The organism is Chitinispirillales bacterium, assembly GCA_031254455.1.
GTDB lineage: Bacteria > Fibrobacterota > Chitinivibrionia > Chitinivibrionales > Chitinivibrionaceae > WRFX01.
This window is the reverse complement of the sequence record JAIRUI010000024.1, coordinates 1-24130: the sequence shown is the minus strand read 5'-3', so window position 1 is coordinate 24130 and position 24130 is coordinate 1. Positions and strand designations below refer to the sequence as shown.

The 24130-nt window shown below is 42.3% G+C and carries 19 protein-coding genes, 1 pseudogene and 2 riboswitches; of the genes and pseudogenes, 5 read left to right on the top strand and 15 right to left on the bottom strand.

Annotated features, from left to right (window positions below; genetic code table 11):
- Positions 1 to 187: 187 nt before the first annotated feature.
- The 6 genes and pseudogenes from LBH98_01635 to LBH98_01610 all read right to left on the bottom strand — a co-directional run bounded on the left by LBH98_01635 (position 188) and on the right by LBH98_01610 (position 12487).
- Positions 188 to 1693: pseudogene (locus tag LBH98_01635) on the bottom strand (NAD(P)/FAD-dependent oxidoreductase).
- Positions 1694 to 1749: 56 nt separating this feature from the next.
- Positions 1750 to 3147, bottom strand: coding sequence for a hypothetical protein (locus LBH98_01630; GenBank protein MDR0303459.1), 1398 nt, complete (start codon positions 3145 to 3147; stop codon positions 1750 to 1752).
- Positions 3148 to 3228: 81 nt separating this feature from the next.
- A complete protein-coding gene (locus LBH98_01625) occupies positions 3229 to 9414 on the bottom strand; it encodes a hypothetical protein (protein ID MDR0303458.1) in 6186 nt (2061 codons plus the stop codon).
- Positions 9415 to 9527: 113 nt separating this feature from the next.
- Positions 9528 to 9695, bottom strand: coding sequence for a hypothetical protein (locus tag LBH98_01620; GenBank protein MDR0303457.1), 168 nt, complete (start codon positions 9693 to 9695; stop codon positions 9528 to 9530).
- A 47-nt stretch (positions 9696 to 9742) separates the two neighbouring features.
- A riboswitch (cobalamin riboswitch) is annotated at positions 9743 to 9914 on the bottom strand.
- Positions 9915 to 9964: 50 nt separating this feature from the next.
- Positions 9965 to 12238 (bottom strand): 5-methyltetrahydropteroyltriglutamate--homocysteine S-methyltransferase, encoded by a 2274-nt coding sequence (metE, locus tag LBH98_01615; GenBank protein MDR0303456.1) that lies wholly within the window; start codon positions 12236 to 12238, stop codon positions 9965 to 9967.
- 81 nt (positions 12239 to 12319) lie between these two features.
- Positions 12320 to 12487, bottom strand: coding sequence for a hypothetical protein (locus LBH98_01610; protein MDR0303455.1), 168 nt, complete (start codon positions 12485 to 12487; stop codon positions 12320 to 12322).
- 47 nt (positions 12488 to 12534) lie between these two features.
- Positions 12535 to 12704: riboswitch (cobalamin riboswitch) on the bottom strand.
- A 200-nt stretch (positions 12705 to 12904) separates the two neighbouring features.
- On the opposite strand from LBH98_01610, the gene LBH98_01605 reads away from it, so the two are divergent.
- On the top strand, positions 12905 to 13486 hold the full coding sequence (locus LBH98_01605) for a hypothetical protein (protein ID MDR0303454.1): 582 nt from the start codon (positions 12905 to 12907) through the stop codon (positions 13484 to 13486).
- Here LBH98_01605 and carA read toward each other — a convergent pair.
- The 7 genes from carA to LBH98_01570 all read right to left on the bottom strand — a co-directional run bounded on the left by carA (position 13431) and on the right by LBH98_01570 (position 18477).
- Positions 13431 to 14555 (bottom strand): glutamine-hydrolyzing carbamoyl-phosphate synthase small subunit, encoded by a 1125-nt coding sequence (carA, locus tag LBH98_01600; protein MDR0303453.1) that lies wholly within the window; start codon positions 14553 to 14555, stop codon positions 13431 to 13433. The genes LBH98_01605 and carA overlap by 56 nt on opposite strands.
- A 49-nt stretch (positions 14556 to 14604) precedes the next feature.
- Positions 14605 to 15108, bottom strand: coding sequence for a hypothetical protein (locus LBH98_01595; protein ID MDR0303452.1), 504 nt, complete (start codon positions 15106 to 15108; stop codon positions 14605 to 14607).
- Positions 15105 to 16082: a site-specific DNA-methyltransferase gene (locus tag LBH98_01590; protein ID MDR0303451.1), complete on the bottom strand. Its 978-nt coding sequence runs from the start codon at positions 16080 to 16082 to the stop codon at positions 15105 to 15107. The genes LBH98_01595 and LBH98_01590 overlap by 4 nt, the downstream gene beginning before the upstream one ends.
- Positions 16083 to 16101: 19 nt before the next feature.
- Positions 16102 to 16452, bottom strand: coding sequence for a ribosome silencing factor (rsfS, locus tag LBH98_01585; GenBank protein ID MDR0303450.1), 351 nt, complete (start codon positions 16450 to 16452; stop codon positions 16102 to 16104).
- The gene (locus LBH98_01580) at positions 16449 to 16862 is read right to left on the bottom strand and encodes a LytR C-terminal domain-containing protein (GenBank protein ID MDR0303449.1); all 414 of its coding nucleotides are present in this window, start codon (positions 16860 to 16862) and stop codon (positions 16449 to 16451) included. Before LBH98_01580 ends, rsfS begins: the two co-directional genes overlap by 4 nt.
- On the bottom strand, positions 16863 to 18155 hold the full coding sequence (locus LBH98_01575; protein MDR0303448.1) for an adenylosuccinate synthase: 1293 nt from the start codon (positions 18153 to 18155) through the stop codon (positions 16863 to 16865).
- 229 nt (positions 18156 to 18384) lie between these two features.
- Positions 18385 to 18477: a transposase gene (locus LBH98_01570; protein MDR0303447.1), complete on the bottom strand. Its 93-nt coding sequence runs from the start codon at positions 18475 to 18477 to the stop codon at positions 18385 to 18387.
- A gap of 148 nt (positions 18478 to 18625) precedes the next feature.
- Between LBH98_01570 and LBH98_01565 the strand changes: the two genes are divergently transcribed.
- The 4 genes from LBH98_01565 to LBH98_01550 all read left to right on the top strand — a co-directional run bounded on the left by LBH98_01565 (position 18626) and on the right by LBH98_01550 (position 22789).
- Positions 18626 to 20017, top strand: a complete 1392-nt coding sequence (locus tag LBH98_01565; protein ID MDR0303446.1) for a hypothetical protein — start codon at positions 18626 to 18628, stop codon at positions 20015 to 20017.
- 36 nt (positions 20018 to 20053) lie between these two features.
- On the top strand, positions 20054 to 21376 hold the full coding sequence (locus tag LBH98_01560; protein MDR0303445.1) for a glutamine synthetase family protein: 1323 nt from the start codon (positions 20054 to 20056) through the stop codon (positions 21374 to 21376).
- Between the two features lie 18 nt (positions 21377 to 21394).
- Positions 21395 to 21964, top strand: a complete 570-nt coding sequence (locus tag LBH98_01555; protein MDR0303444.1) for an ANTAR domain-containing protein — start codon at positions 21395 to 21397, stop codon at positions 21962 to 21964.
- Between the two features lie 126 nt (positions 21965 to 22090).
- The gene (locus tag LBH98_01550; protein ID MDR0303443.1) at positions 22091 to 22789 is read left to right on the top strand and encodes a DUF5610 domain-containing protein; all 699 of its coding nucleotides are present in this window, start codon (positions 22091 to 22093) and stop codon (positions 22787 to 22789) included.
- Positions 22790 to 22824: 35 nt separating this feature from the next.
- Here LBH98_01550 and LBH98_01545 read toward each other — a convergent pair whose 3' ends face one another.
- On the bottom strand, positions 22825 to 23676 hold the full coding sequence (locus LBH98_01545; GenBank protein ID MDR0303442.1) for a DUF368 domain-containing protein: 852 nt from the start codon (positions 23674 to 23676) through the stop codon (positions 22825 to 22827).
- Between the two features lie 131 nt (positions 23677 to 23807).
- The coding region (locus tag LBH98_01540; protein ID MDR0303441.1) for a formylglycine-generating enzyme family protein at positions 23808 to 24130 on the bottom strand (323 nt) is incomplete at its 5' end.

Below are 24130 nucleotides of genomic sequence, written 5' to 3'. Positions count from 1 at the left end.
TTAAGCCTTCTTTCCAAATCGTTTGTTTTGCCGATTTTGCATTTTGAAGGCTCAAGCGACGCCTGAACGATATAAACGTATTGTTTTGTGTCGTCGTCTGTCAATTTTTTCCCTTTTTCCCCTAAAAAAATTTCTTCAAATATACTAAATAAAACAAAGAAAGAACAAAAAAATTACAAGCGGGTGTTCATGTGTTTTCTATTCGCTCATCTTCCTCGCAGACAAACAACGTCTTAGTATCGCGGCAAAGATACTGCACCGCGGCTCTGGCGCTGGTCAACGCTATCGGCAATCCTCCGGGCGGCGCCATACGCTGCCCTGCAAAATAACATCCGTTAAATCCTTTTATTACGGAAGGGTATCTTGTCATTTTCATATTGGGAACGATTTCCGTCATCCATGAACCTCTCCAATTTGCACAGTAACGCTCGTAAGTCAGCGGAGTGGCTACGTCGATTACTTCGACATTTCCGCGAGTTTCGGGAATTTGCGCTTCAATCGCCTTGATTACCGCATCGGCGATTTTCTTCTTTTCTTCAACGTATCGATTTTCTTCTTTTGCTTTTTTCCAGAAGTCATAAGTGTCGCGAGGAATTTGAATCGTTACGCTTGATTTGCCGCTTGGAGAATATACAGGGTCGGCGGCGTAGTTGTAAACACGAAGATAATCGTATGTTTCATCTCCTAATTTGAGCGGAAGTTTCGTTTTGAAATAGTAGTGTTTGTTGTATTTTCTCAAGTCGGCGTTTATTCCCAGACACACAAACGTTACCATTGTGGGTTTTGTTTTCGCTTTCATTGTGTCGAGCCACTTCGCTTTCGGCGGCGTGTCGAAAAACTTCTCTATTTCCATAGTGTCCGAGGTAACTATCACGGCATCGGCAGAAATTGTTTTTTCGCCGACAATAACACCCGTCGCTTTGCCGTTTTCCATAACTATACGCTCAGCCTTGTGTTTATATAGAATCTCTCCGCCGATTTTCGTAAACTCTTCAACCATTCGTTTTATGAACGGAAGCGAACCTCCCTCGGGAAATCCGCCGTCACCGCGTGCAAGCGTTCCCATATTGAAAACAAGCGGCGCAATGTTTGTTTTCCCGACAAGATATGCTCCTATAATATCGCGAATACCGATGTGCGTAATGCGCTTCATAAACTCTTCCTTTGTAATCTTGCTTGTTTTGCTCATCACACGAAGCGCGGATATTCCGCTTAAAAGCAAAGACAGCGGTATTTTAGATTTTTTTGTTACATTAACGCCGCGTATATTGTTTACCGGCATATTCAGTTTCTTTAATTTTCTGACCCAGTTGCAAAGCCTGCGTATTTCTTTGGCGTCGGCGGGCGATAATTCGAGAAAATGCCGCTCTGTTAAATCTATATCGCGATACATCCGTACAGTTTCGCCTTCGTTACCCAATTCTATATACGGCTCGTAATAATGTATGAGAACGCTGTCGTTTAGCGCCGCGAGGCGCCGCCACAGTTTATTGATTGGATTGCTGCGCGCCGATCCCACAAGCCAGTGCATTCCGTTTTCAAAAAGATATCCGCCGCGCTTCCACGACGTGCAATTTCCGCCCGCTATACTGTGGCTTTCCAGAATCGTAACGTCAAATCCGCATTTGCGTGCATATATACCCGCGCTCAATCCGGCTATGCCTGCGCCGATTACAATAACTTTCTTTTCCATTATTTTATTTGCCTCCATTTCCTAATAAAAGAGTTGTAAAAAACAATAAACAACGTTTAGCGCTTCACGCCGATTTTGGTTGAATACGTATAAACTTTACCGTCGATTCCCTTTGCTTCGACAAGCGCCAAATAAGTCCCGTTCGCAACATTTCCGCCCGCTTCGTTTTTCAAATTCCAGACAAACGTTTCCGTCGATTTGCCGACCGTCTTAAAAACGACATTTCCCAAAACGTCGAAAACGGCAAGCGTTACCTGCGAAGTCTTCGGGACTTTTACGTTTATTCTTGCCGCGTCCGATACGACCGCGCTCTCAAGCGTAATGCCAAATTTGGCGTAAACCGGCTTTGATTTGACAATCGCCACGTCTGTGGTATCAGGGTCGGGATCGTCCGGATCTTCGGGCGGTTGAAATCCTTCAAGAGCAAATACCGCAAGCGTTAAATCTTCTTTGGAACCTACAAAAATGTTTCCTTTTTTGTTTCCGCAAACACCGTGAGGATTGAAAAATTTGGAATCAAACGGCAGTTGTCTGATAATTTCGCCTTCACCGCTCAAAAAGACCAATTTACCCGAACCGCCGCGTTCCAATATATAAAAATTCCCGTCGGCAAAATACGCGCCGGCGTCACCGTCTATCGTAGATTCCTTAGTATATTTGTCTGAAACGAGCAAGCCGTAATTTCCCGCGGTATAATTACTCTCTACGGTAAGAGTTACATCGCCGACGGAAACTATCTCCGTAACCGGCTGTGTTACCGATATGTTATATTCAACGCCGTTTTCGCTTAAAGAGTATTTGTAAACTCTTCTGTTGTTGTTTGCAAACCACAAAGTGTTTGTCGCACTGTTGTATGACATCGAAGTTATCGAAGGGGTGGGAATTTCTCCGTAATCCAAAGTCATAACGTCGTCGTCAAGGCTAAACTTAGCGATTTTCTGGTCGTTAAATTTAGAGCCGACTGTCATTATATACCCTTCGTCGTTTGATACAAATTCCATCTTAATCGGACTTCTGCCTTCCGTCTTTGCGTCAAATAAAACTGTCTTGGTTTCGGAGAGCAAATCTATTTTTGTTATTCCACCGCCGACGTCATACCAACTTCCTTTATCGACGACTAAGATATTATCGCCTAAAAATATGATTTGATAAACGTTTTGAAAGCGACTTTCAAACTCACGCAGAACATTTCCGGATTCGTCAAGTTCCAAAATCCTTGAATTAGCCGCAGGTTCCATAGTTTTATTGTCAAGATATTGCAGAGCGACGTAAATCTTAGAATCCCGCCATTTAATATCGTGCAGATTAACACACATACTTGTCGACAGGTATTTACTTAAGTCGATATTTCTTTCAAAAGCGATATCGCTTCCGCCCGCAGCCGCTGCGTCCGAATATAAGAATACAAGCGCCGCAAACAGCGCGATAAAAATGTGTCGTAAACGTTTAATCATAATTTCTATTCGTTATAGTATTTCCGACAAAAAATAAAAAGCGAAAGTACCCGCAAAGGTACTTTCGCCCATACACAAAGTTTAGCGTTTCACTCCGATTTTGGTTGAATACGTATAAACTTTACCGCCGACCGCTTTTGCCTCTACAAGCATCAAATATGTACCGTTCGCTACAAATCTGCCTGCGTTGTTAGTCAAACGCCATTCAAACGTATCGGTATTCCCGCCGTTTGCTTCAAAGACGATATTACCCAGATTATCGACAATTACGATTTTTATCCGAGAACTTTGCGGCGTTCTTACATTTATTTTCGCCGCATCCGAAACTATCGCCTTTTCAAGCCAAACGCCGTATTTACCGTCTTTAGATTTCGTCGGGCTTAAAGCGTCTGCCGCATCGTCTATCTTCCAAGACAAATTAAACGAAGCGGCGTCGGAACCAATCCATTTGTAATTAGCCGGATCCGTCAACGTTACCGTCGCAGTGTAATTGCCCGCGTCGATTTTCGTTACATCGCCGCCTAAAGTATAGAGAACGCTTGGTACGTTCAATGCTACCGTGTGCGGATTTCCATCGAAAGTAAATTCGCTTGTAACAAGCGCTGGCTTGTCTAATTGCGCCGCATCTATCTTCCAAGACAAATTAAACGAAGCGACGCCGGCATCTTCATTCTTCCATTTGTAGTCGTCCGTGTTCGTCAACGTTACGACTGCAATGTAATTACCCGCGTTTGTCTTTTCGATATCGCCGCCGCTCAAAGTGTAAAGAGCGTCGTTCGTCGGGTTCAATGATACAATGCGCGGCGAACTGTTAAAAGTAAATTCACTGGTAACAAGTGCGGGCTTGTTTACTTCCACCAACTTTATATCGTAAGTATTTTCAAACGCTTTCAGATACGGGAAGCCGTCGTTTATGCTTACGCGAGTCTTCCAGACATCGTCCCAATTCCAGCCGACAAAAGTCGCCTGAGTCTTTAACGAATTGGCGCTTACTTCCGAAATTCCATCAATGTCTTCGTCAGGATAACCAATCGCTCCAGTTCCGATTGAATTGTCGTAATACACAGACGTCGCCGCTATATCACCGTAGGACATTCCGATTATCGCACCCAACACACCGTAACCGCCGCCATCTACAATTCCGTTGAAATAACTGTTTTCAATCGTTATATCTTCAGACGCCTCTCCAACAAAACCTCCCGCAACAGACATGGAATTTGTGGCGTTGACATTTACCTTTGCATAGCAGTTTTTAATATCGGCAAGGTCGTCGGCGTATCCTATCAAGCCGCCCAAATTATTTGCATAACCTGAAATGTCTCCGCCTGCAAAACACTCTTCGACGATTAAAGTTTTATTAGCATAGCCAACCAAACCGCCCAAAGAAACATATTGTCCGCTGGTAGGACTGCAAGAAACATTCGCTTTGCTATGACTGTTTTTAAGTGTCAAATCGCCTTTGGCTTGCCCTACCAATCCGCCTAAACAGAGAGGTTCCACCGAAGTCCCGATTTTGTCAGTGAAAATGTTTCCGCTTACATAAACGTTTTCGACGGTTAAAGCGTTATGAACTACGCCTGCCAATATGCCGCCGACTTTGGTACTGTAAATACCTTCTGCGCTTGTATTAACTTTAACGTTTTTTATCGTTGCGTCGTTTATATGTCCGAATAATCCGGCATATGCACTGTTAACAGATAAACCGGATATGGTTTTGCCCTGTCCGTCGAAAGTTCCCCTAAAAGAAATACCTGCGCTAATACCTATCGGAGTCCAGTTTCCGCTCAAAGCGATATTTGCGCTCAATCGAATCGTTTTGTCTGCGAAATCGTCAATCCCCTCGTTTACTAAGTATTCAAGGTCTTGTAAATCTCTAACGCTTGAAACTGTAAACGGACTGCTTTTTTCGTCATACCAATCAATTTTAGTCCTGCACTTGTCGATTTTGGTTTCCCAAACACCGCCGGTTGAAGCACAAATCTCTTTGCTACGCTCTTCATCGGTTACGCAGTTTTGGCAGCCCTCGTCCCATACTTTATCATTGGCAATACAGATTTCTTCAAAACTTCTGTGGTCTTCGACATAAGTAAAGCCCTGCAAATGCGGATAACCGTCGTTAATTTTTGGGTTAATCTTCCAAACACCTTCAAAATCCCAGCCGATGAAAGTCTGTTGTAATTTTATCTTATCCGTATATTTGCCTTCGCTTCTGGAATCGGTGAGAGCGCTGTTTACAGTCTTATCGTAATAACTGTTGGTTATTATACTATTGGTTACAAAATTTCCGACAAATCCGCCGATACTAGAACCTGTCCCTGTTACCGCGCCGGTAGAATAACAATTCTCTATTCTTCCGGTTCTTGATGAGGCTGAGTAATAGTTTTGACCGACAAACCCGCCGATATTGGAGGTTCCGTTTACCTTGCCGGTGGAATAACTGTTAAATACAGTACCCTGATTACGTCCGACAAGTCCGCCGACATATTGCTGCGCCGATAACCAAGCCGTGGAATAACAGTTGCTTACAGTGCCGTAATTATCTCCTACAATTCCACCTACCCAATAAGTACTTCCTCCGCAACTTATGTAAGAATCTGTTACGCCAAGGTTTTTTATAGTTCCGTTGGAACCTAAAGCCCCAAACAAACCATTACGGTCGGCAGTACCGCTTGTATAATAATACATTCCACTCACTACCTTGCCGTTGCCGTCAAAAGTTCCTTGGAAAGCCTTTGTATCTGTTGTTCCTATCCTTGTCCAAGAATTAGCGGGCGGAGACGTATTCCAGTTTTCCCAGTTCTCCGTATCGTTAAGCGCAATGTCGTTTCCAAGTTTAACGAATTTTCCTTGAAAATTTATTCCGAAATCTACAAGCCACGAAAGATTTTCCAAATGTTTTGCTGTGGTTATTAAATACGGGGTTGTCTCTGTTCCGTTTCCGCTTGCAAAATACTGAGATAAGTCAGCGGTAGCGACTTCTTTGCTTAAAGTGGGATATCCGTCGTTGTTTGAACCGGTGACAACCCATTTGTTCATAGATTCGTTCGCCGCCGATAAAAGGCTGGCAATAATATTCAGTTCATCCGCAAAATCCTGTTTTTTCATATCTTGCGAAGATTTACCTTCGTTTCTTGGGTCATCAAGACTACTGTTTACGGTATTATTGTAGTAAGCGCTGTTTATCATACAACTGTTGCAACTGGAATAATTCCCTATAAGTCCGCCCAAAGAGATAGTTCCGGTCAATTCGCCGACGGAATAACTGCTGTTTGTCTGACTGTTTGTGCCATAGATACGTCCTGCAAATCCGCCGACATTGGTTATTCCTTCCACTTCGCCGGTAGAATAACTGTTGCTTATAGCGGTGCTTACGCTACCCCCTACCAGTCCGCCGACATCGGCATTACCTTTTACCGCGCCAGTAGAATAACTGTTTTTTATAGGTCCGCTGTTTTCTCCTACCAGTCCGCCGACAAAATTATTCCCATTCACCGTACCGGTTGAATAACTGTTATCTATAATTCCGGGGCTGTTACTGTGTCTTCCTACTAATCCGCCGACAGAATTAGTACCCGTCACCGTGCTAATAGAATAACTGCCGATTATTGTGCCTGGCTGGTTACCACCAGCAAGCCCGCCGGTATATTGCGCTCCGTTTACCGTACCTGCAGAATAACTGTTGTTTATCGCACCGCCATTAAAACCTACAAGACCGCCGGTAAAATTTCCCGTTCCAATAACCGCGCCGTTGAAAAAACAATTGTCTATTTTTGCACCTGACGCAGTATATCCCGCAAGTCCGCCTATATTGGCGCCGCTTCCTTTAACTGAAGACTCAATTACACCGAGGTTTTTTATAGTTCCGTTAGCGCCTAAAGCCCCGAACAGTCCTTGAGCGTTAATAGATGTGTTATCAATAAAAACACCTTTGACAGTTTTGTTGTCTCCGTCAAAAGTCCCGTTAAACGGTTTATTGACAGGGGTGCCGCCGCCGTTATAAGTTCCTATCGGAGTCCAGTTCTCTGTACTGTTCAGTTCAATGTTATTTCCAAGTTTAAGAAATTCCCCTTGAAAACTGTTTCCGAAATCTACAAGAAACGAAAGATTTTTCAAATGCTGAGACGTTTTTATTATGTACGGGCTTTCTTGTGTTCCGGCTCCGCTTTCAAAAAAGAAGGCTATGTCCTTTTCTGCGAGGTCATTGCTTATAGTCGGATAGCCGTTATTGACTGAAACGTCAATAACCCATTTGTTCATTGATAACATAGCCGAGATACTGTTGAGTTCTCTCACAAAAAGATCGGTCTTCATATCCGGTGTGAATTTACCCTCTTGTCTTGGGTCGCTCAAAGTATTGTTTACGGTTTTATCGTAATAACCGCCGACTATCTTTGAAACGTTGCTATTATTTCCCACAAGTCCGCCGACATTGACACCGCTTCCTTCCACCTTACCTGCGGAATAACCGCTTTGTATAACGCCTTTGTCTGTGGTATTTCTACCGACAAGTCCGCCGACGTTATTTACTCCTGTCACTGTTGAGGTGGAGTAACTGTTGTTTATAATTTTATTGTTTGTCCCTGCAAGTCCGCCTACATGCTCGTTTTCTCCAATCACATTACCGGTGGAATGACTGTTGTTTATAGTATCGCTGTTTTCTCCTACAAGTCCGCCGACATTCATAAAGCCATTTACAACGCCGCTTGAATAACTTGCGCTTATCGGACGCTGGTTCTGTCCTACAAGTCCGCCGGTATAAGATTCTCCAGTTACCGTACTTGCGGAATAACTGCCGCTTATTGAGCCGACGGTTCCGCCGTTAACGCCTGCAAGTCCGCCGGTTTTGTTTGTTCCTATTACCGTACCTGCCGAATGACTGCCTGTTATCGTTCCGCCGTTAAAACCTGCCAAGCCGCCGACGTTTTCTCCTGTTCCTTCTACTGCGCCGCTAAAAGAACAATTATCTATCTTTGCCGCTACGTTGGCGATAATATATCCAACCAATCCGCCGACATAGTCTTTCCCTTTGATTTCGGAATCGTTCACGTTGAGATTTTTTAAAGTGAAGTTAGCGCCTACGTATCCGAATAATCCTTGATAGTCCGAAATCTCATCAATTGAAACTCCGTCTATAAATTTGTTATCGCCGTCAAAGTTTGCGTTGAACGGAATAGCGCCGCTTCCTATAGCCGTGAAACTTCCGACCGATGTAATATCTTGTCCGAGTTTAAAATAATATCCGTTGAAATTTGTTTTGTCGGCAAACTCAGAGAGATTTTTTAATTGCTGCGCCGTTTTTATTATATACGGGCTTTCTTCCGTTCCGCTGCCGCTGTCAAATTTGCCTGCCAAAGGGTCTGCGGCTGTTTGATGTTTTAACGTAGGATAATTTCCGTTATTGTACTCCCATTCGTTCGCCGATAAACGACCTGCGACAAAATTCAAGCCGTCCACAAACGCCTGAGTTTGCATTTCTACAGTAGTTTTGCCTTCGCCTTTATTTGCTTGGTTTGTTTTACCGCTTGTTTGCGTATCGTGGTAACTGTTGCTTACTGTGCCGCCGGATAGATACCCAACCAAACCGCCGCCATAAGTAGTTCCGCCGCCGGTTACCAAACCTGTGGAATAACAATTATTTATACTACCCGAAAGATAGCCCACCAATCCGCCAACGTAATCCGAGTTTCCCGCTGTAACTTTTGAACCGATGTTGTAACTATTGCTTACGACTCCACCATTATGTCCAACAAGCGAGCCGGTGTAATCGCTTCCTTTAACATACGATGCGGTTATGCCAATATCTTTTACCTTTCCGTTTTCGTGTACATACCCGAATAATCCTTTATAATTACTGGTCGTGTTGATATAAACGCCACTGACAACATATCCGGCGCCGTCAAGAGTTCCTTGGAATTGCTGAACAGCGGTTGTTCCTATCGGTATCCAAGGATTAAGATCTGTAGGCGCTGCGGTTGCCCAAGTACCCCAACTGTCTTCCCAATCGCTTACATCGTTAAGCACAATATTTGCGCCAAGCGTTATGGTTTTACCCTGAAAAGAAACTGCGGCGTCTTGTCCTGCGGTGTTGTTTACCAAAGCCGCCAAGCCCGCCAACTGCTCGGCGGTCGTTATTGTGTAGGTACTTGCAGACGTATTTGCTGTGTACCATGTTATGTCGGTCGTTCCGTCCCATACGGTTTGCGCCGAGACAAGCCCCGCAGCGATTCCTATCGCCGCCATTACCTTGAAAATTTTGCTTTTAAGCATTAAAAATCTCCTCTTTTTGTTTATGTTAATTATACTTCGACAATAATTTATTGTCGTTTTTTGTGAAACTTATATCGGCGATAATTCTTTTATCGCCTAAACCACGTTAAATGTTAATTTTGTTCGGCATCCTCCTGTTTTTGTGATTTTGTTTGACAATAATGATAATTTTGGGATGAGCAAAGTTGTGCACAGACAAAATTTGTCTTCGCCCGCATACTGACAACAGATTTGTTTTTCGTCATTCTTCGACAATACGAATACGCCGAATTGTAACTCATTTTAACTCCGAGAAACAAAAAGTTCTGCAATTTCGTCATCAGCAAAATCGCTTAGATATGTTTTGTGAAGGTCTTCCGACTGAAAGCCATTGAATCTTATGCCTTCCCGAAACGAATTTCAGTGACATTTGTTTAAGATTCTTTTACGACTTGTTACGGCAGCTGTGACTGTTTATGATTCTCACATAATTCCCTGACGCACAAAACGGTAGTAAAATAATATTTGACGATTACCGAAAACAGGATAATCTCTCGTATTCAAATATTTTTCACTTCTGCAATTCACACCTTACTCGTCTTGCCGCAGATACAAGATTCTTAAGACTCGATACGGTTTCTGCGTTGCCGCGGGTTTTCAGTCCGCAGTCGGGATTAACCCACGCCTTTTCAACGGGTACGGTTTGTATAATCGCTTTTATAGCCGCAGTTATTTCTTCCTCCGACGGTACGCGCGGAGAATGTATGTCATATACGCCCGGTCCTACCGCCGTCTCAAATCCGCTCTCTTTAATCGCCGACAGTATTCCAAGAGACGAGCGGCTGGCTTCAAAGGTAATTACGTCCGCGTCCATCTCGTCGATTTCCTTTATAATATCCTCAAATTCACTGTAACACATGTGAGTGTGAATCTGAGTCTCGGGCTTTACACCGCTGTGAGTAAGACGAAACGCCGGTATCGCCCAGTCTAAGTATTCGCCGTGCCAATCCGATTTACGCAGAGGAAGTTTCTCGCGTAGCGCCGCTTCGTCAATTTGTATTATTTTCAACCCGGCATCTTGAAGGTCAAGTACTTCGTCGCGCATCGCCAAAGCGATTTGCGTCGCCTGTTCCTTGTTACTTACGTCCTCGCGCGGAAAAGACCAGTTAAGTATCGTTATCGGTCCGGTAAGCATCGCTTTCATGGGCTTATCCGTAAGGCTTTGCGCGTATTTGGAAGTTTCTACCGTTATCGGTCTTTGACGGCTTATGTCGCTGAAAACAATCGGAGGCTTTACGCAGCGCGTTCCGTAAGATTGCACCCACCCAAGGCGCGTGAAGAGGAAGCCTGCGAGGTTCTCGCCAAAATATTCCACCATGTCGTTACGCTCAAACTCTCCGTGAACAAGCACGTCAAGCCCTATTTCTTCCTGCAGTTTAACCACGCCCGCCAAAAGTCCGTCTAATCTGGCTTCATATTGAGTTTTTGTAATTTCCCCTTTGCGTAACCTGTTACGGTTTGCCCGAACCTCGGCGGTTTGCGGAAAAGAACCGATTGTGGTTGTCGGAAGAAGAGGAATTTGCAAAAATTCTCTTTGAACGGCAAAACGTTTCGATCTTTCGGGTAAGCGTATGTAGTTTTCGTTCTTGAGCGCCGAAACTCTGCTTTGAACGTTTGTGTTTGCGCTTTGCTTTAAACTTTCGTGCAAACTTAAGTTCGCTTTAAAGGCGGAAGAGTTTGCATAATTCGCATCTTCTGCAAGCATTGCAAGTTCCGCCAGCTCCGTAAGTTTTTCTTCGGCAAAGGCAAAAGCGTTTTTGGCTTTTTGAGGCAATTTATCCTCAACGCTTACAGTATAAGGAACATGAAGCAGAGAACACGACGTCGAGAGAACGACCTGCGCCGCATGTTTTTTTATTTCGCCCAATAAGTCAAGCGTTTTTTGATAGTTGTTGCGCCAAACGTTCTTACCGTTTACAACTCCCGCAAACAGCGTTTTATCAGAGGGAAAACCGTGCTTTTTTACAAGCGCAAGCGTTTCTTTTCCTTCTATAAAGTCAAGCCCTATTCCGTCAAACGCAAGAGAAACGACCCCTTTGTAAATGTCGCGGATGTCTCCGAAATATGTCTGTAACAACACTTTTACAGAGCCTTTATTCTTCAGAACGCCGGTGTAAATCTTTTTGAAAAGCGAAATGTCTTCGGCGGTTAAATCCGTAACAAGTACGGGCTCGTCTATCTGTAACCACTGAGCGCCTAATTCGCTCAGCCGCCTAATAATCTCGGTGTAAACCGAAACAATCTGTTCGACGAAATCGCCTGCATGCTTTTTTTGATATTTCGCTAATTTCAGGAGCGTAAAAGCGCCTGTTATAACCGGCTTTGCGCAAATCCAGTTCGCTTTTGCCTGTAAAAATTCATCAAACAACTTGTTTCCTTTGAGGCTCATAACCGTGTCGTCGTCAATTTCTGGGACTATATAGTGATAATTAGTGTTGAACCATTTGCGCATCGAAAGCGCCTTGACGTCTCCCCTTTCGCCCTGATAACCTTTCGCCATAGCGAAATACGTATCAAACCGCCCAAGATTTAACTCGCGATACCTCTTGGGAATAATGTCCAATAAAACCGCCGTATCAAGAACCCCGTCATAAAATGAGAAGTCTCCAGACGGTATAAAACTTATGCCGTTGTCGGTCTGTTTATTCCAATGTTTTAAGCGCAGTTTTTCTGTGTTCAACAGAAGCGCTTCTTCCGGTACCGTTCCTTTGAAATAATTCTCCGTCCAAAATTTAAGTTCGCGGTTTTCTCCGATACGGGGATAACCGATAATTGAAGTTTTCATTTCTTTTACTCCTGTTGTAAATTTTCGTAGATGTACATATTTAATGTACATTGTTTAAATTTTAGTTTTTTATGCGTTTATTTATATTTTCGCTTCTTTATCATCCTCCTGTTTTTGTGATTTTGTTTGACAATAATGGTAATTTTGAGACGAGCAAAGTTTTGCATCGGCAAAATTTGCCGCCGCTCGCACATAGACAACCGATTTGTTTTTCGTCATTCTTCGACAATACGCCGAATTGTAACTCATTTTAACTCCGAGAAACAAAAAGTTCTGCAATTTCGTCATCAGCAAAATCGCTTAGATACGTTTTGTGAAGGTCTTCCGACTAAAAGCCATTGAATCTTATGCCTTCCCAAAATCTTCAGTGGCGTTTGATTTAAGATTCTTTTACGGCTTGTTACGGCAGCTGTGACTGTTTATGATTCTCACATAATTCCCTGACGCACAAAACGGTAATAAAATAATATTTGACGAACGAAAGTAGAAAGGGTTGACAATTTTTATCTACCAAATACTATTTTACATAACGGCGGCATAAATACAGATTGAACATGGGCTATAAACTATGGAAACATTGACAGGCGAAACGACGACGACAAAAAGCATTTGGTTCAAAGCAAGTTAAGCGTAAACCGTTTTGGTTTAAGTAAAAACAGGGGAAAAATGTATTTTAACAATCCATATAATTTCATTACAAATAGTTATTCGCACATCGACAAACACAAGATTGTCACCCCAAAAAGCATTATAAAAAGAGAAAAGCCGCTTACGGAAATATCTCGCCAAGAGGTTTACTCGCAAAAACATCCTGTTTTCGGAAAATTGGCGTTTGCCGATAAATTGGCGTTCGGCGCGGCGGCGCTCGCCATAGAAAACGGTAAAGTAAAAAATCCCGTAGAATGCTCAATCGTTTTGCTGACAAACATCGGCTCGTTTATGAGAGACAAGGAATTTATGCAAACAATCGTACAGAACTCTGCGTCCCCCGCATATTTCAGTGCGACGCTCGCCTCGTCGCCAATCGCCGAAATATCAATAACTTTCGGTATCAAGGGCGCAAACAAAGTAATTTTCTCGGATATGGATTTATGCTTACGAACGATAAAACTTATGCTTTCTCAACACTGCGAAATGTTGTTTGTAGAAATAAACATTCCCGAAAATCCGGCGCTAATAGAAAACTCTTACGCTAAAGCGTTTTTGTTTGAGAGCGGGAAGCGTCAATCATTTTCAAGAAGTCTCTGAATATATAATTGGAATCGTGCGGTCCGGGCGACGCTTCAGGATGATATTGAACTGAAATTATTCGCTTCTCGTCGTCATAAATTCCCTCGCAAGTGCGATCGTTCAAGTTTACATGCGTCATTTTCACTTTACCGTCGAGTGAATTCAAATCCGCGCAAAAGCAGTGGTTTTGCGAAGTAATTTCTACTTCGTCCGTCGCCAAATTTTTCACGGGATGATTTCCACCGTGATGTCCGAATTTAAGTTTATATGTCTTTCCGCCAAGCGCTAAAGTTAATAATTGATGCCCCAAACAAATGCCGAAAAGAGGTTTTTTGCCGATTAAATTACGAATGGTTTCGATAACATAGGCTACGACCGACGGGTCGCCGGGTCCGTTGGAAATAAATACCCCGTCCGGATTTTTCGCCAAAATTCGCTCTGCGCCGAAACTTGCGGGAACGACGCAAACCTTGCATCCCAAATCGGCAAAAATCCGCAGAATATTCATTTTTATTCCGCAGTCAATCGCTACTATGTCGTATTTCGGACTGACAGTTATCGGGCGGTTGAAAGTTCCTTCAAAAATATATTCCTTTTGCGTAGAAACCTCTTTGACGGTGTCGATTTTATCCGTCCCTTCCCAATCTTTGGCTCTTTGAGCAAGTTTTTCAAAATCGGGCGTTTTGTCGCCTGCAAACAAAACCGCTTTCATAGAACCGGCTAAGCGAATGTGTTTGGTCAATGCGCGGGTATCCACGTTTTCTATTCCGATAACTCCGTTTTTCTTTAGATAATCGCCAAGCGTTTCGACGGACATAAAGTTTGACGGATATTTGCACGCCTCTTTTACTATAAATCCCGAAACGAAAACGTTTTGACTTTCCGCGTCTTCAAGATTTACACCGTAATTTCCAATCATAGGATAAGTCATCAAAACCGCTTGCCGCTTATACGACGGATCGGTCAAAATTTCCTGATAGCCGCACATACTGGTGTTAAAAACCACCTCGCCAAGCGCCTCGCCGACAGCTCCAAACGACTTTCCTTCAAACACTTTTCCATCTTCAAGTATAATAAACGCTTTCATATTCCATCCTCATTTTTTACTGGAAAATATTATTTTTCGCCGTTGAAAATTATATTATTCCACTAAAATCCATATTCATATATTTTGGTATTGATTTTTTGCCGATTTCACGAATAATTAAACGGATAAAATGTTCAAACAAATCGCCGTTCAACTTACGAGCGGTATTCGACTGTCCGGCAGGCAACCCGTCCAAAGCGGAACCAACAGATTGCTGAACGGTGTATGTTACATTGTTTAAAACATCGCGAATAGACATATCGTTTTTGTCAATAGTTTTCACAGTTTGCAATATTTTCAAAAACTCTTTTGATACTTTTGAAAAATTATTCGCATCGTACATCAGATTTGAATTAATTGGTCGCGTAATTTGGAAATCGCCATCTTTTCCGTATTGAAAAAAACGATAATGATTTTCGTTTTGCGAAACAATGACCGCCTGCAAATTGCCGCCGATGTAGTGCAGGTATTCATCGCAAAATTTGATGTATGCGTTCAAATCGCTAAAAGCGCTTTTGTCTTTGGCTTTATTGATAAGTTCTTTCAGTTTCATCGTATTGAGTTTCTTCTTTTTTGATTTTCCAAATCGTATCTAATCCATTTTTCAATGCTCCAATCTTCGACTAATTCAATGCGGTTGGCAGCCCAATCCAGATATTCGGGCGACAAATCGCAAGCCATCCATCTGCGCTGTAACTGATCGGCACAAACCGGCGTTGTACCCGAACCGCAAAACGGGTCAATAACGACATCGCCAACGTTTGAAGACGCTAAAATCAATTTACGTAATAATTCTTCCGGTTTTTGTGTCGGATGCGGCGTTTTTTCGTGCATTCCGTTACATGTTGTCGGCACTTCAATAATATCCTGCGGAATTTCCAGCACATCTTTTGGTTTTGCGCCAAGCGGATGCGGTTCCCAAATATGATTACCGTTTTTACCGTTCGCATACTGGCTTGTTTCAGCTTGCGGATGGCTTGGATATTTCAGCGTGTGCTCTCCGTAAGGGATGCGAATATCATTGATATTGAACGTAAAATCTTTTGTTTTACGAAAATGCAAAATACTTTCATGGCTTCGTCCCCAGTCTTTACCAAGGTTTGCCTTATTTTTATAATGCCATATTACCCACCGGCATGATTTGAAATATTTGGCTGCCGGATGTTTCAAATCTGCCAAAATTTCTGAAAATCCACACACAAAAAGCGTACCGGTTGGCTTTAAAATTCGTGCGGACTGTTCAATCCACTGCATGGAAAATTTGATATATTCTTCCTGACTTTCAAAATTATCCCAATCCGCTTTTTTTATATTGTATGGAGGATCGGCAAAAATCACATCCGCGCTTTCTGCTGAAAGTGATTTTAGCCACGTTATACTGTCGCCTTGCCATAATTGCCCGTTTTGGTGTTGATAAAATAACATTGGTTTTGCGTTACTCTCAAAATTCGCCTCAATCCGTTCACCTTTGAGCGTAACCGTTCCAAAAAAATTAGACAATTCTTTATTTCGTACCATATTATACATTTTTCAAATTCTCTTTATCTTACTCAATATCCAAACGCTCGCAATCTTTATAAATTTCTTCGATTTTGTAATAATCGCGAAGTTCTTGCAGCATAACGTGAATCGTCGCAAAAGAATAATGCAACAAAATCCAACGCCCGTGTTCGCGTCCCTCAAAAATTATCGGAGAAACGCCTAATTCCTTTTTGAATTGCGCTTTTACGCTTTGCGCTATCGCCGAAACGTGAACAAATACCGCGCCTTTACAAATAACCACAAAATCCGTTTCAGTTTTCTCGACATCGGTTTTAATTATGGTAATATCCTCCGCCTTCGCTTCTTTCAAGAATTTCACAAGAGCGCCGATTTCTTCATTTTCTTCAATATTCATTCCAACTCCCTAAAAGAATCGCCGACAATCACGGTGATTTCGTTTGTAGTTTCAACATCGCTGATTAAAAAAAACGGATTTTTCACGTTAAGATGTTCCGCAACGCTTTTTGCAGTTTTCATATCGCCCGTTCGTGAAATAACAAGCGTATTTGAATAAGTCTGCATAGGCATGTTTCTTTTATTGTAAGCGTCAAATCCTTTATCTCGTAAAATATTGGTAACCCTTTCGGCTACTCTCGGTCTTCCGCACCCGTTATATACCCAAATAACCGACTCGCCGGAAGCGGTGAAACCGATTTTTTCTTTAACCGAATACTGCGAATTATATATCTCGCTGCTTTTCCCAAGAAAAATCGCCGTAATCAAAATCACCAACGCAATCAGCGAGAGCGTAATTTCCTGACGCATTTATCCGATTCCTATCGTTTGGTTTCTATCCGCACCGATGGAAACCATATTAAATTCGACGCCATAGCATAATTCTTTAAGCCGATTGAGGTACTTTTTGGCGTTTTCGGGAAGTTGGTCAAAACTTTTACAGTCGTCAAGTAAACATTCCCAGCCGTCAAATTCTTCATAAATAGGTTTCGCTTTCGCCAAATCGTCTATAGAAGTCGGAAACCGCTCGACTATTTTTGAGTCGATTTCGTATTTAGTGCAAATCTTTATTTTTTTGAACGTATTAAGCACGTCTAATTTGGTTATCGCCAATTTTGTGAATCCGTTCAGTTGAATCGACTTTCTGATCAAAACCGTATCAAGCCAACCGCAGCGACGCGCCCTGCCGGTCGTCGCGCCTTTTTCGCCGCCTATAGTCTGCAAATTTACGCCGTCTTCGTCAAATAATTCCGTTGGGAAAGGACCGTTTCCGACTCGTGTAGTGTACGCTTTTACTATGCCTATAATTTCGTCTATTTCGTTCGCCGCAACGCCGCTTCCCGTAGAAACCGAACCGATAGACGTGTTGGAACTTGTGACAAACGGATAAGTTCCGTGGTCGATATCCAAAAAATTGCCCTGAGCGCCTTCAAAAAGCAATTTTTTACCTTTACGGCTTTGCTCAAATAGAAAATATGCCGTATCTTTCAAAAGCGGAGTTATCCTCTTTGCGATTTCACGATATTGTCCAATCGTTTCGTCAAGCGACAAGTCAAATTTCGCTTTGTAGAATCGCTCGACCAAATTCTTTTTTTCGTTATACTGCTGCGTAAATCTTTTAACAAACATATCAAAATTCAGCAATTCTCCGGTTCTTATTCCACAGCGAATCGACTTATCTGAATAAGCGGGTCCTATACCTCTTCCCGTCGTGCCGATTTTGTTCCCGCTTTCTCTTGCAAGCATTTCTTCGCGTGCGCAATCGACGATTTTGTGGTATGGTAAAACCAAATGAGCGATATCTGAGACAAATAAGCGATTCTCAATATTTACGCCTTGTTTGGAAAGATCATCGACTTCACACAAAAACTGTTGTGCGTCAAAAACAACCCCGTTAGCGATTACGCAAATCTTTTCTGCGGAAATTATTCCGCTGGGAAGCATGTGAAAAACAAATTTTTTGCCGTCCACTATGACCGTATGCCCGGCGTTCGCTCCGCCCTGATACCTGACTACAATATCCGCCTTTTCAGTAAGATAATCTATTACTTTGGCTTTACCTTCGTCACCCCATTGCGAGCCTATAACAACCGAATTAGCCATTCTTCTCTCCTTATTAATCGCAAAAATCCCGCTTTTTCACAAAAACCCATGTAAAATACTATTTGTTTGTCAGAAAAATTCAAATTAACTGTGTTTTTATATTTTGTTATGCCGCTACCTTCCCGGTCAACATCTTATAGGATAACTTCTTTCCCCGACATCCTGCAAGTATACCGTCAATTCTATCCATTGTGTTGTATCTACAGTTACCGTCATTCAAACGAAACGCCTACTCATTAGCGTATCTTTGCAAATGTTTATCAGAAACGTTATGAAACACGCCATACATACCGCGCTTAAATACTGCCCAGACACTTTCAATACCGTTTGATGACGGTGAAGATAAAACATCGGAGACGGAAAATTATTTATGGCGACATATCTTATAAGTCCCATTGAATTAACTTCGTCCGTTCATTTTTGTTTTTTTGTACGGCGAATAGTATTTTTCAGTAAAAAGTCGGGAGAAAATGAAAAACGTAATTGCGCCAAAATTTGTGAAGAAAGAACAGTGGGAAGGATTTAGAAATCCGGTTTGGGATAAAAAAGACAAGAAAAAAGTCACAATTCTTTACAATATGATTGAAGAAAACAAATCGTTCTTTTTACAGGCGTATTTTCATCGCCGCGGTTACAAATACCGCGATTTGGGGAACCACACAAAAGACGACTTTCTGCTGGGGCGCGAATACGGAACGCGAATGCAGTGCAATCCTGTATATTTCACATTAGGAACTTTTATCGACGAACTTTTGCGGATTGAAAAAGAAGAGCGTCTGAGTAAAGACGAAATTGTTGAAAAATATGTTTTTATTTCGGGCGGCGGACAATGCGGTCCTTGCAGATACGGGATGTATCCCGAAGAATATTTGAAAGTTACGAATGCGATGGGTTTCAAAGACTTTCGTATATTGATTTTCAATTCGGATATTATTCAGGATCCGCCGATGCCTAAAAACTCCGCGTTCAAATTTTCTCCGTATTTCAAAATCCATTTCGTTTTAAGTTTCATATTGGGCGATTTTATTCATATCGCGGAATGTGCGATTCGTCCGTACGCAAAAGATAAAACCGCGGCAATAAAAGTCATTGACGAATGCAAAAACGACCTTTTAAAAGCGTTTATGAGCCGCTTTTATATTTTCAAACTGCCTATCGCCCTGCATAAAGCTGGTAAAAAAATCGCAAAAATTGAGAAGATTGACAAGGAAATTCCGCTGATTTTTGTAACGGGTGAGATTTTTGCGAATCTGGCTCACGGCGACGGGAACTACAATTTACGCAGATTCATAGCCGACGAAGACTGCGAGGTAATTCCGGGAATGTTTACACAGCGCGGAATCTATGAGGGTTGGAGCAAGAATTACAGATATTTTGAGCATTTGAAATACGCAAAAAACGATAAGGAAGCGAAATTTTGTAAAAATTATATCAAAAGGCAAAATTTTTCAAACGCTTTTGTGGAGATAATATATAATCTTTTGAATTTCTTTTTTAATCAAAAGCAATTCGGCGGACGGGGTGAAATTCATGATTTGGACGAATTGGCAAAATTAGGACACGAACATTATCACACTTCAATTTTCGGCGGCGAAGGAAATTTGGAAATTGCCGAGGCGATTTATTATCACGACAAAGTCGATGGGTTTATTTCTGTGAAACCGTTTGGCTGTATGCCGTCAAGCGGCGTTTCCGACGGCGTTCAAAGCAAAATTATCGCAATGTATCCGAATTTAAACTTTTTGCCGATTGAAACGTCCGGCGATAACGAAGTGAATATTCTTTCCCGCGTCAGTATGATGTTGTTCAAAGCAAAGCAGAAATTAGAAAACAAAAAAGCTAAGCAAGACGGCATTGTTTAGTGAACAATTTTTTATGTTTGAACGAAAGGTAAAAAAATGAACGGCGCAGTATCTGAAATATTAGAATTCGTCAAAGAAAACGACATAAAATTCATTCGTTTGGGTTTTTGCGATCTGTTCGGATTTCAAAAAAATATCTCTATCGTATCAGAAGAATTACCGTCCGCTTTTGAAAACGGCGTGTTATTCGACGCTCACGCAATCAAAGGTTTTCGAGACGTGACCGAATCCGATTTATTGCTTTTCCCAGCCCCCGAAACACTTGCGATATTGCCATGGCGTCCGGGAACCGGCAGAGTCGCACGTTTCTTCTGTGACATTAAAAATCCCGATGCGACGCCGTTTCACTACGACACCAGAAATTTACTGAAAGAAGCCGAAAACCGCTGTCAAGAAATGGGTTATTTTTGCAAAATCGGCGCGGAATGCGAGTTTTATCTTTTCAAAACCGATGAAAACGGCGAACCGACCGAAACACCGCTTGACAAAGGCGGTTATTTTGATATTTCGCCGCTTGACAAAGGCGAAAACATCCGCCGCGAAATCTGCCTGACGCTTGATGAAATGGGAATAACGCCGGAATGTTCTCACCACGAACGCGGACCCGGACAAAATGAAATCGATTTCAAGTTCGGCGGAGCGCTGAATTGCGCCGATAATTTGCTAAACTTTAAATCGGTAGTAAAAGCGATCGCTTCTCGTAACGGCTTATATGCATCTTTTATGCCAAAACCTATACCGCAAACGGCGGGAAACGGCTTACACGTTAATATTTCGCTTATTAAAAACGGAGTTAATATTTTTAGAAACATAGAGGGCGGACAATCAAACGCGGCGGAAAGTTTTATCGCCGGCATATTGTCTAAAACACCGGAAATGACTTTATTCTTAAACCCGATTGTCAATTCGTACGAGCGTTTTGGTGAATTTGAAGCGCCGAAATTTGTGTCATGGTCTCACCAGAATCGTTCGCAACTTGTCAGAATCCCTGCGGCGTCCGGCGAAAAAGTAAGAATGGAATTACGCTCGCCCGATCCGTCGCTTAATCCGTATTTTGCTTTTGCTTTAATAATGTCGGCAGGACTTGACGGGATAGAAAACGGACTTACTTTACCGGCGCCCCTTAATATTGATTTGTATTCCGCAAACGAAGACCTGACAAAAAATCTCGTTCGTCTGCCCGCAAGTTTGAAAGAAGCGATAAGTTTGGCGCAAAACAGCCCATTCGTTAAAAATATAGTCGGAGAGGAATTGCTTTTGAAATATATTACGATAAAGAAAAACGAAGTGACGGAATTCGACTTAGCCCTTACCGACAAGGCGAAGTTTTACAAAGAGAGATTTTTCGACTGCGTATAAGAAAGACGGCGACTAAATATGGAAAACGCTCTGATAGTTTCAGACGCTGAAAAAAGCGCCGTTTTTTTTACCGAAATTCTTAAAGCGGCGTCTTGCGAAAATATCAGCGTTTTGCATTCGGCGGAAAAAGCGCGGCGGCTGATTATGGAGCGGGATTTCGATTTGGCGATAATTAACGTTCCGCTTATCGACGAAAGCGGTGAAAATTTGGCAAGGCATATCGCGTCAAAGAATATCGCGCAGGTTATACTTGTCGTCCAAAGTGAATTTTTTGACGAAGTGTCCGCAATTACCGAAAACGACGGTATTTTGGTTGTCGCCAAACCGGTAGATAAAACGATTTTCTGGTCGGTCCTTAAACTCGCTCAATCGGCGCAAAGCCGTCTTAAAAAAATGCAGATAGAAAACGGTAAATTGAGGCAGAAAATAGAAGATATGAGGGTAATCGACAGGGCGAAACTGATTTTGGTTTCCAATTTGAAAATGAGCGAAATAGAAGCCCACAGATTTATCGGGAAACAGGCTATGGACGTTCGCAGCACCAGAATAGAAATCGCTAAAGGAATTTTGAAAACGTATGACGGTTAACCAGAAGCGACACGGAAAAGCAAATCGCCGCGAATAAAAAAGAACATGTCGCTTTGTTAATACTAAAGTTTTGTAAAACAATTCCGATATATATATTAAGGATAGGATTTTACCAAGGAGGGAATTATGATTCAAGGAGTAGGAAACAACAACGTTTCCGCGGAATCGTTTCGGACGACTTCTAATTACCAGCGGAAAGGCAAGGAAGGTATCGGCGACGAAAACGTCAAAAAGCCGATAAAAGAAGACGGAGCGGTGTTTTCAAAAGAAAAAGGCGAGGCGGTTTCTGAGAATGAAACTGTTCGTGGCGGCAAAAACAATTCCGATGAAATTGTCCGGACTATTAAAGATGAATACAGACGGCTGCAAGCAAGCATTATTCGTAGTATTCTCAAAAATTCCGGTATAAACGCAAGCGGAAAAGTTAAGGTAAACGGCGAAGAAATCGATTGGGATAACCTTGATTGGGACAAATTGATTTCCGAAAGCGATAAGACATTGACTCCGGAACAGATAATAGATACCCTTCCGGACGAGTGGAAACCGGACGCCGTCGCCGAAAGAATAGTCAACTTTGCAACAAGTTTCTATGCGAAGAGCGGACTTGAAGGCAAAGAGTTTTACGACAAAATAAAGGCGGCTATCGACCTCGGATTCGGTGAAGCCGATAAAATTGTCGGAGGAAAACTTCCGGGAAACATTAAGAGCGTTATTACCTTTACGCGCAACGCGGTCTATGAAAAATTGGATAACTGGGCAAAAAATATGGGAATAGAAATTCCTTATACCGGCGAAGACAAGTCCAAAGTCGATGTGAAAGCGTAGGATTTTAGTAATTTAATCAAAGGCGGTTGAGAAATTCAGCCGCCTTTTTTTATTTCATATTTTTTACTGATTTGACACATCCAATATGCAAAAACAATTCCGGCGATTGATGAAGCGGCGCAGACTATAGAACCTATCTGCAGATAATTATAGCCTTCGGAAGCGATGGCGGCGATTAAAACGGTCGAAGCCAAAACGATTCCTACAACGAAATGAAAAAATCCGGTAAAAGCCTTTTTGAACAGAAATTCAATTCCTTTTGAAAACGGAAGAATACAAATCGCCAGCCCTGCAAAGAATGGAACGATGACTGTAAAATTCAGACTCTTATACGCGTCGATCATTGATTCGTATAATCCGAAAAGAACTAAAAAATTCGACGAACTCAATCCTGGAATTAAGGCGACAAGAGCGATCGACGAACCGGCAAAAAACGCAATTAAAGGATTAAGCGCAAACTGCCCAAACCCCCAGTTTCCCGAAAATAACAAAAACGCAGTCCCCAAAATAAACGTTAAAATCATTATTATTATGTGACGCGGTTTTCTACCTTTTTCTCCAGATTTTTGCCATATATCAGGCAGTGTTCCTAAAATAGTTCCGACAAAAAACCATAAAACCTGCGTTTGATGATTTTTCAATAAAAAACTCATAGGGTGCGAAATTAAGAATACTCCTAGCGTTCCGCCGATTCCTACCGGAATAAAAAACAAAATGTTTTGTACGAAATTTTTTGTTATATGAGCTACAGTTTCTACAATTCTTTCATATAGTCCAAAAACCACGGCAAGCGCCGATCCGCTTACTCCGGGTAAAACAAAATCCATACCGATTAACGCACCTTTAAGAACTCTAAGAAACCAATCACAGATGTTTCCGCTTTTCATTATTTTCCTTTTTGCCGTTAAGTTTTTGAGAAAATACTATCCGCCGAAACAAAATTGGCGAAAATTTCTCCGCGCTTATTTCGCCGTCTTTCTCTTTTTTCCTTCAACTCAAAGCGTCTATGCCTACGGCGTTATTGAGATGAATTGAAGGCGACGCGGAAGCCCAAAAAGCCGTAGCTGTTGGACGGCGTATCGTAGTCGCGATTGGCAACACGGCAACCCTGCGAATAGTAGTCCCAACTGCCGCCGCGAAAGACGCGGTAAGAACCCGATGATGGTCCTACCGGGTCGGTTAATGAACCTGTGGAATAACTTCCATACCAATCACTGCACCATTCCCATACGTTACCGCTCATATCGTATATGCCAAGTTCGTTAGCCTTCTTTTGACCGACATGATGTGTTTGGTTACCATTATACCAACCAACTTCACTCAAATTATCGCTCCCACTGT

Coding starts and splice junctions, on each gene's coding strand:
- LBH98_01630 (MDR0303459.1), bottom strand. CDS start 3,147: ATGATTAAACGTTTACGACACATTTTTATCGCGCTGTTTGCGGCGCTT.
- LBH98_01590 (MDR0303451.1), bottom strand. CDS start 16,082: ATGTATAATATGGTACGAAATAAAGAATTGTCTAATTTTTTTGGAACG.
- LBH98_01575 (MDR0303448.1), bottom strand. CDS start 18,155: ATGGCTAATTCGGTTGTTATAGGCTCGCAATGGGGTGACGAAGGTAAA.
- carA (MDR0303453.1), bottom strand. CDS start 14,555: ATGAAAGCGTTTATTATACTTGAAGATGGAAAAGTGTTTGAAGGAAAG.
- LBH98_01565 (MDR0303446.1), top strand. CDS start 18,626: ATGAAAAACGTAATTGCGCCAAAATTTGTGAAGAAAGAACAGTGGGAA.
- rsfS (MDR0303450.1), bottom strand. CDS start 16,452: ATGAATATTGAAGAAAATGAAGAAATCGGCGCTCTTGTGAAATTCTTG.
- LBH98_01620 (MDR0303457.1), bottom strand. CDS start 9,695: ATGAGTTACAATTCGGCGTATTCGTATTGTCGAAGAATGACGAAAAAC.
- LBH98_01555 (MDR0303444.1), top strand. CDS start 21,395: ATGGAAAACGCTCTGATAGTTTCAGACGCTGAAAAAAGCGCCGTTTTT.
- LBH98_01560 (MDR0303445.1), top strand. CDS start 20,054: ATGAACGGCGCAGTATCTGAAATATTAGAATTCGTCAAAGAAAACGAC.
- LBH98_01550 (MDR0303443.1), top strand. CDS start 22,091: ATGATTCAAGGAGTAGGAAACAACAACGTTTCCGCGGAATCGTTTCGG.
- LBH98_01610 (MDR0303455.1), bottom strand. CDS start 12,487: ATGAGTTACAATTCGGCGTATTGTCGAAGAATGACGAAAAACAAATCG.
- LBH98_01595 (MDR0303452.1), bottom strand. CDS start 15,108: ATGAAACTGAAAGAACTTATCAATAAAGCCAAAGACAAAAGCGCTTTT.
- LBH98_01580 (MDR0303449.1), bottom strand. CDS start 16,862: ATGCGTCAGGAAATTACGCTCTCGCTGATTGCGTTGGTGATTTTGATT.
- LBH98_01545 (MDR0303442.1), bottom strand. CDS start 23,676: ATGAAAAGCGGAAACATCTGTGATTGGTTTCTTAGAGTTCTTAAAGGT.
- LBH98_01625 (MDR0303458.1), bottom strand. CDS start 9,414: ATGCTTAAAAGCAAAATTTTCAAGGTAATGGCGGCGATAGGAATCGCT.
- metE (MDR0303456.1), bottom strand. CDS start 12,238: ATGAAAACTTCAATTATCGGTTATCCCCGTATCGGAGAAAACCGCGAA.
- LBH98_01605 (MDR0303454.1), top strand. CDS start 12,905: ATGTATTTTAACAATCCATATAATTTCATTACAAATAGTTATTCGCAC.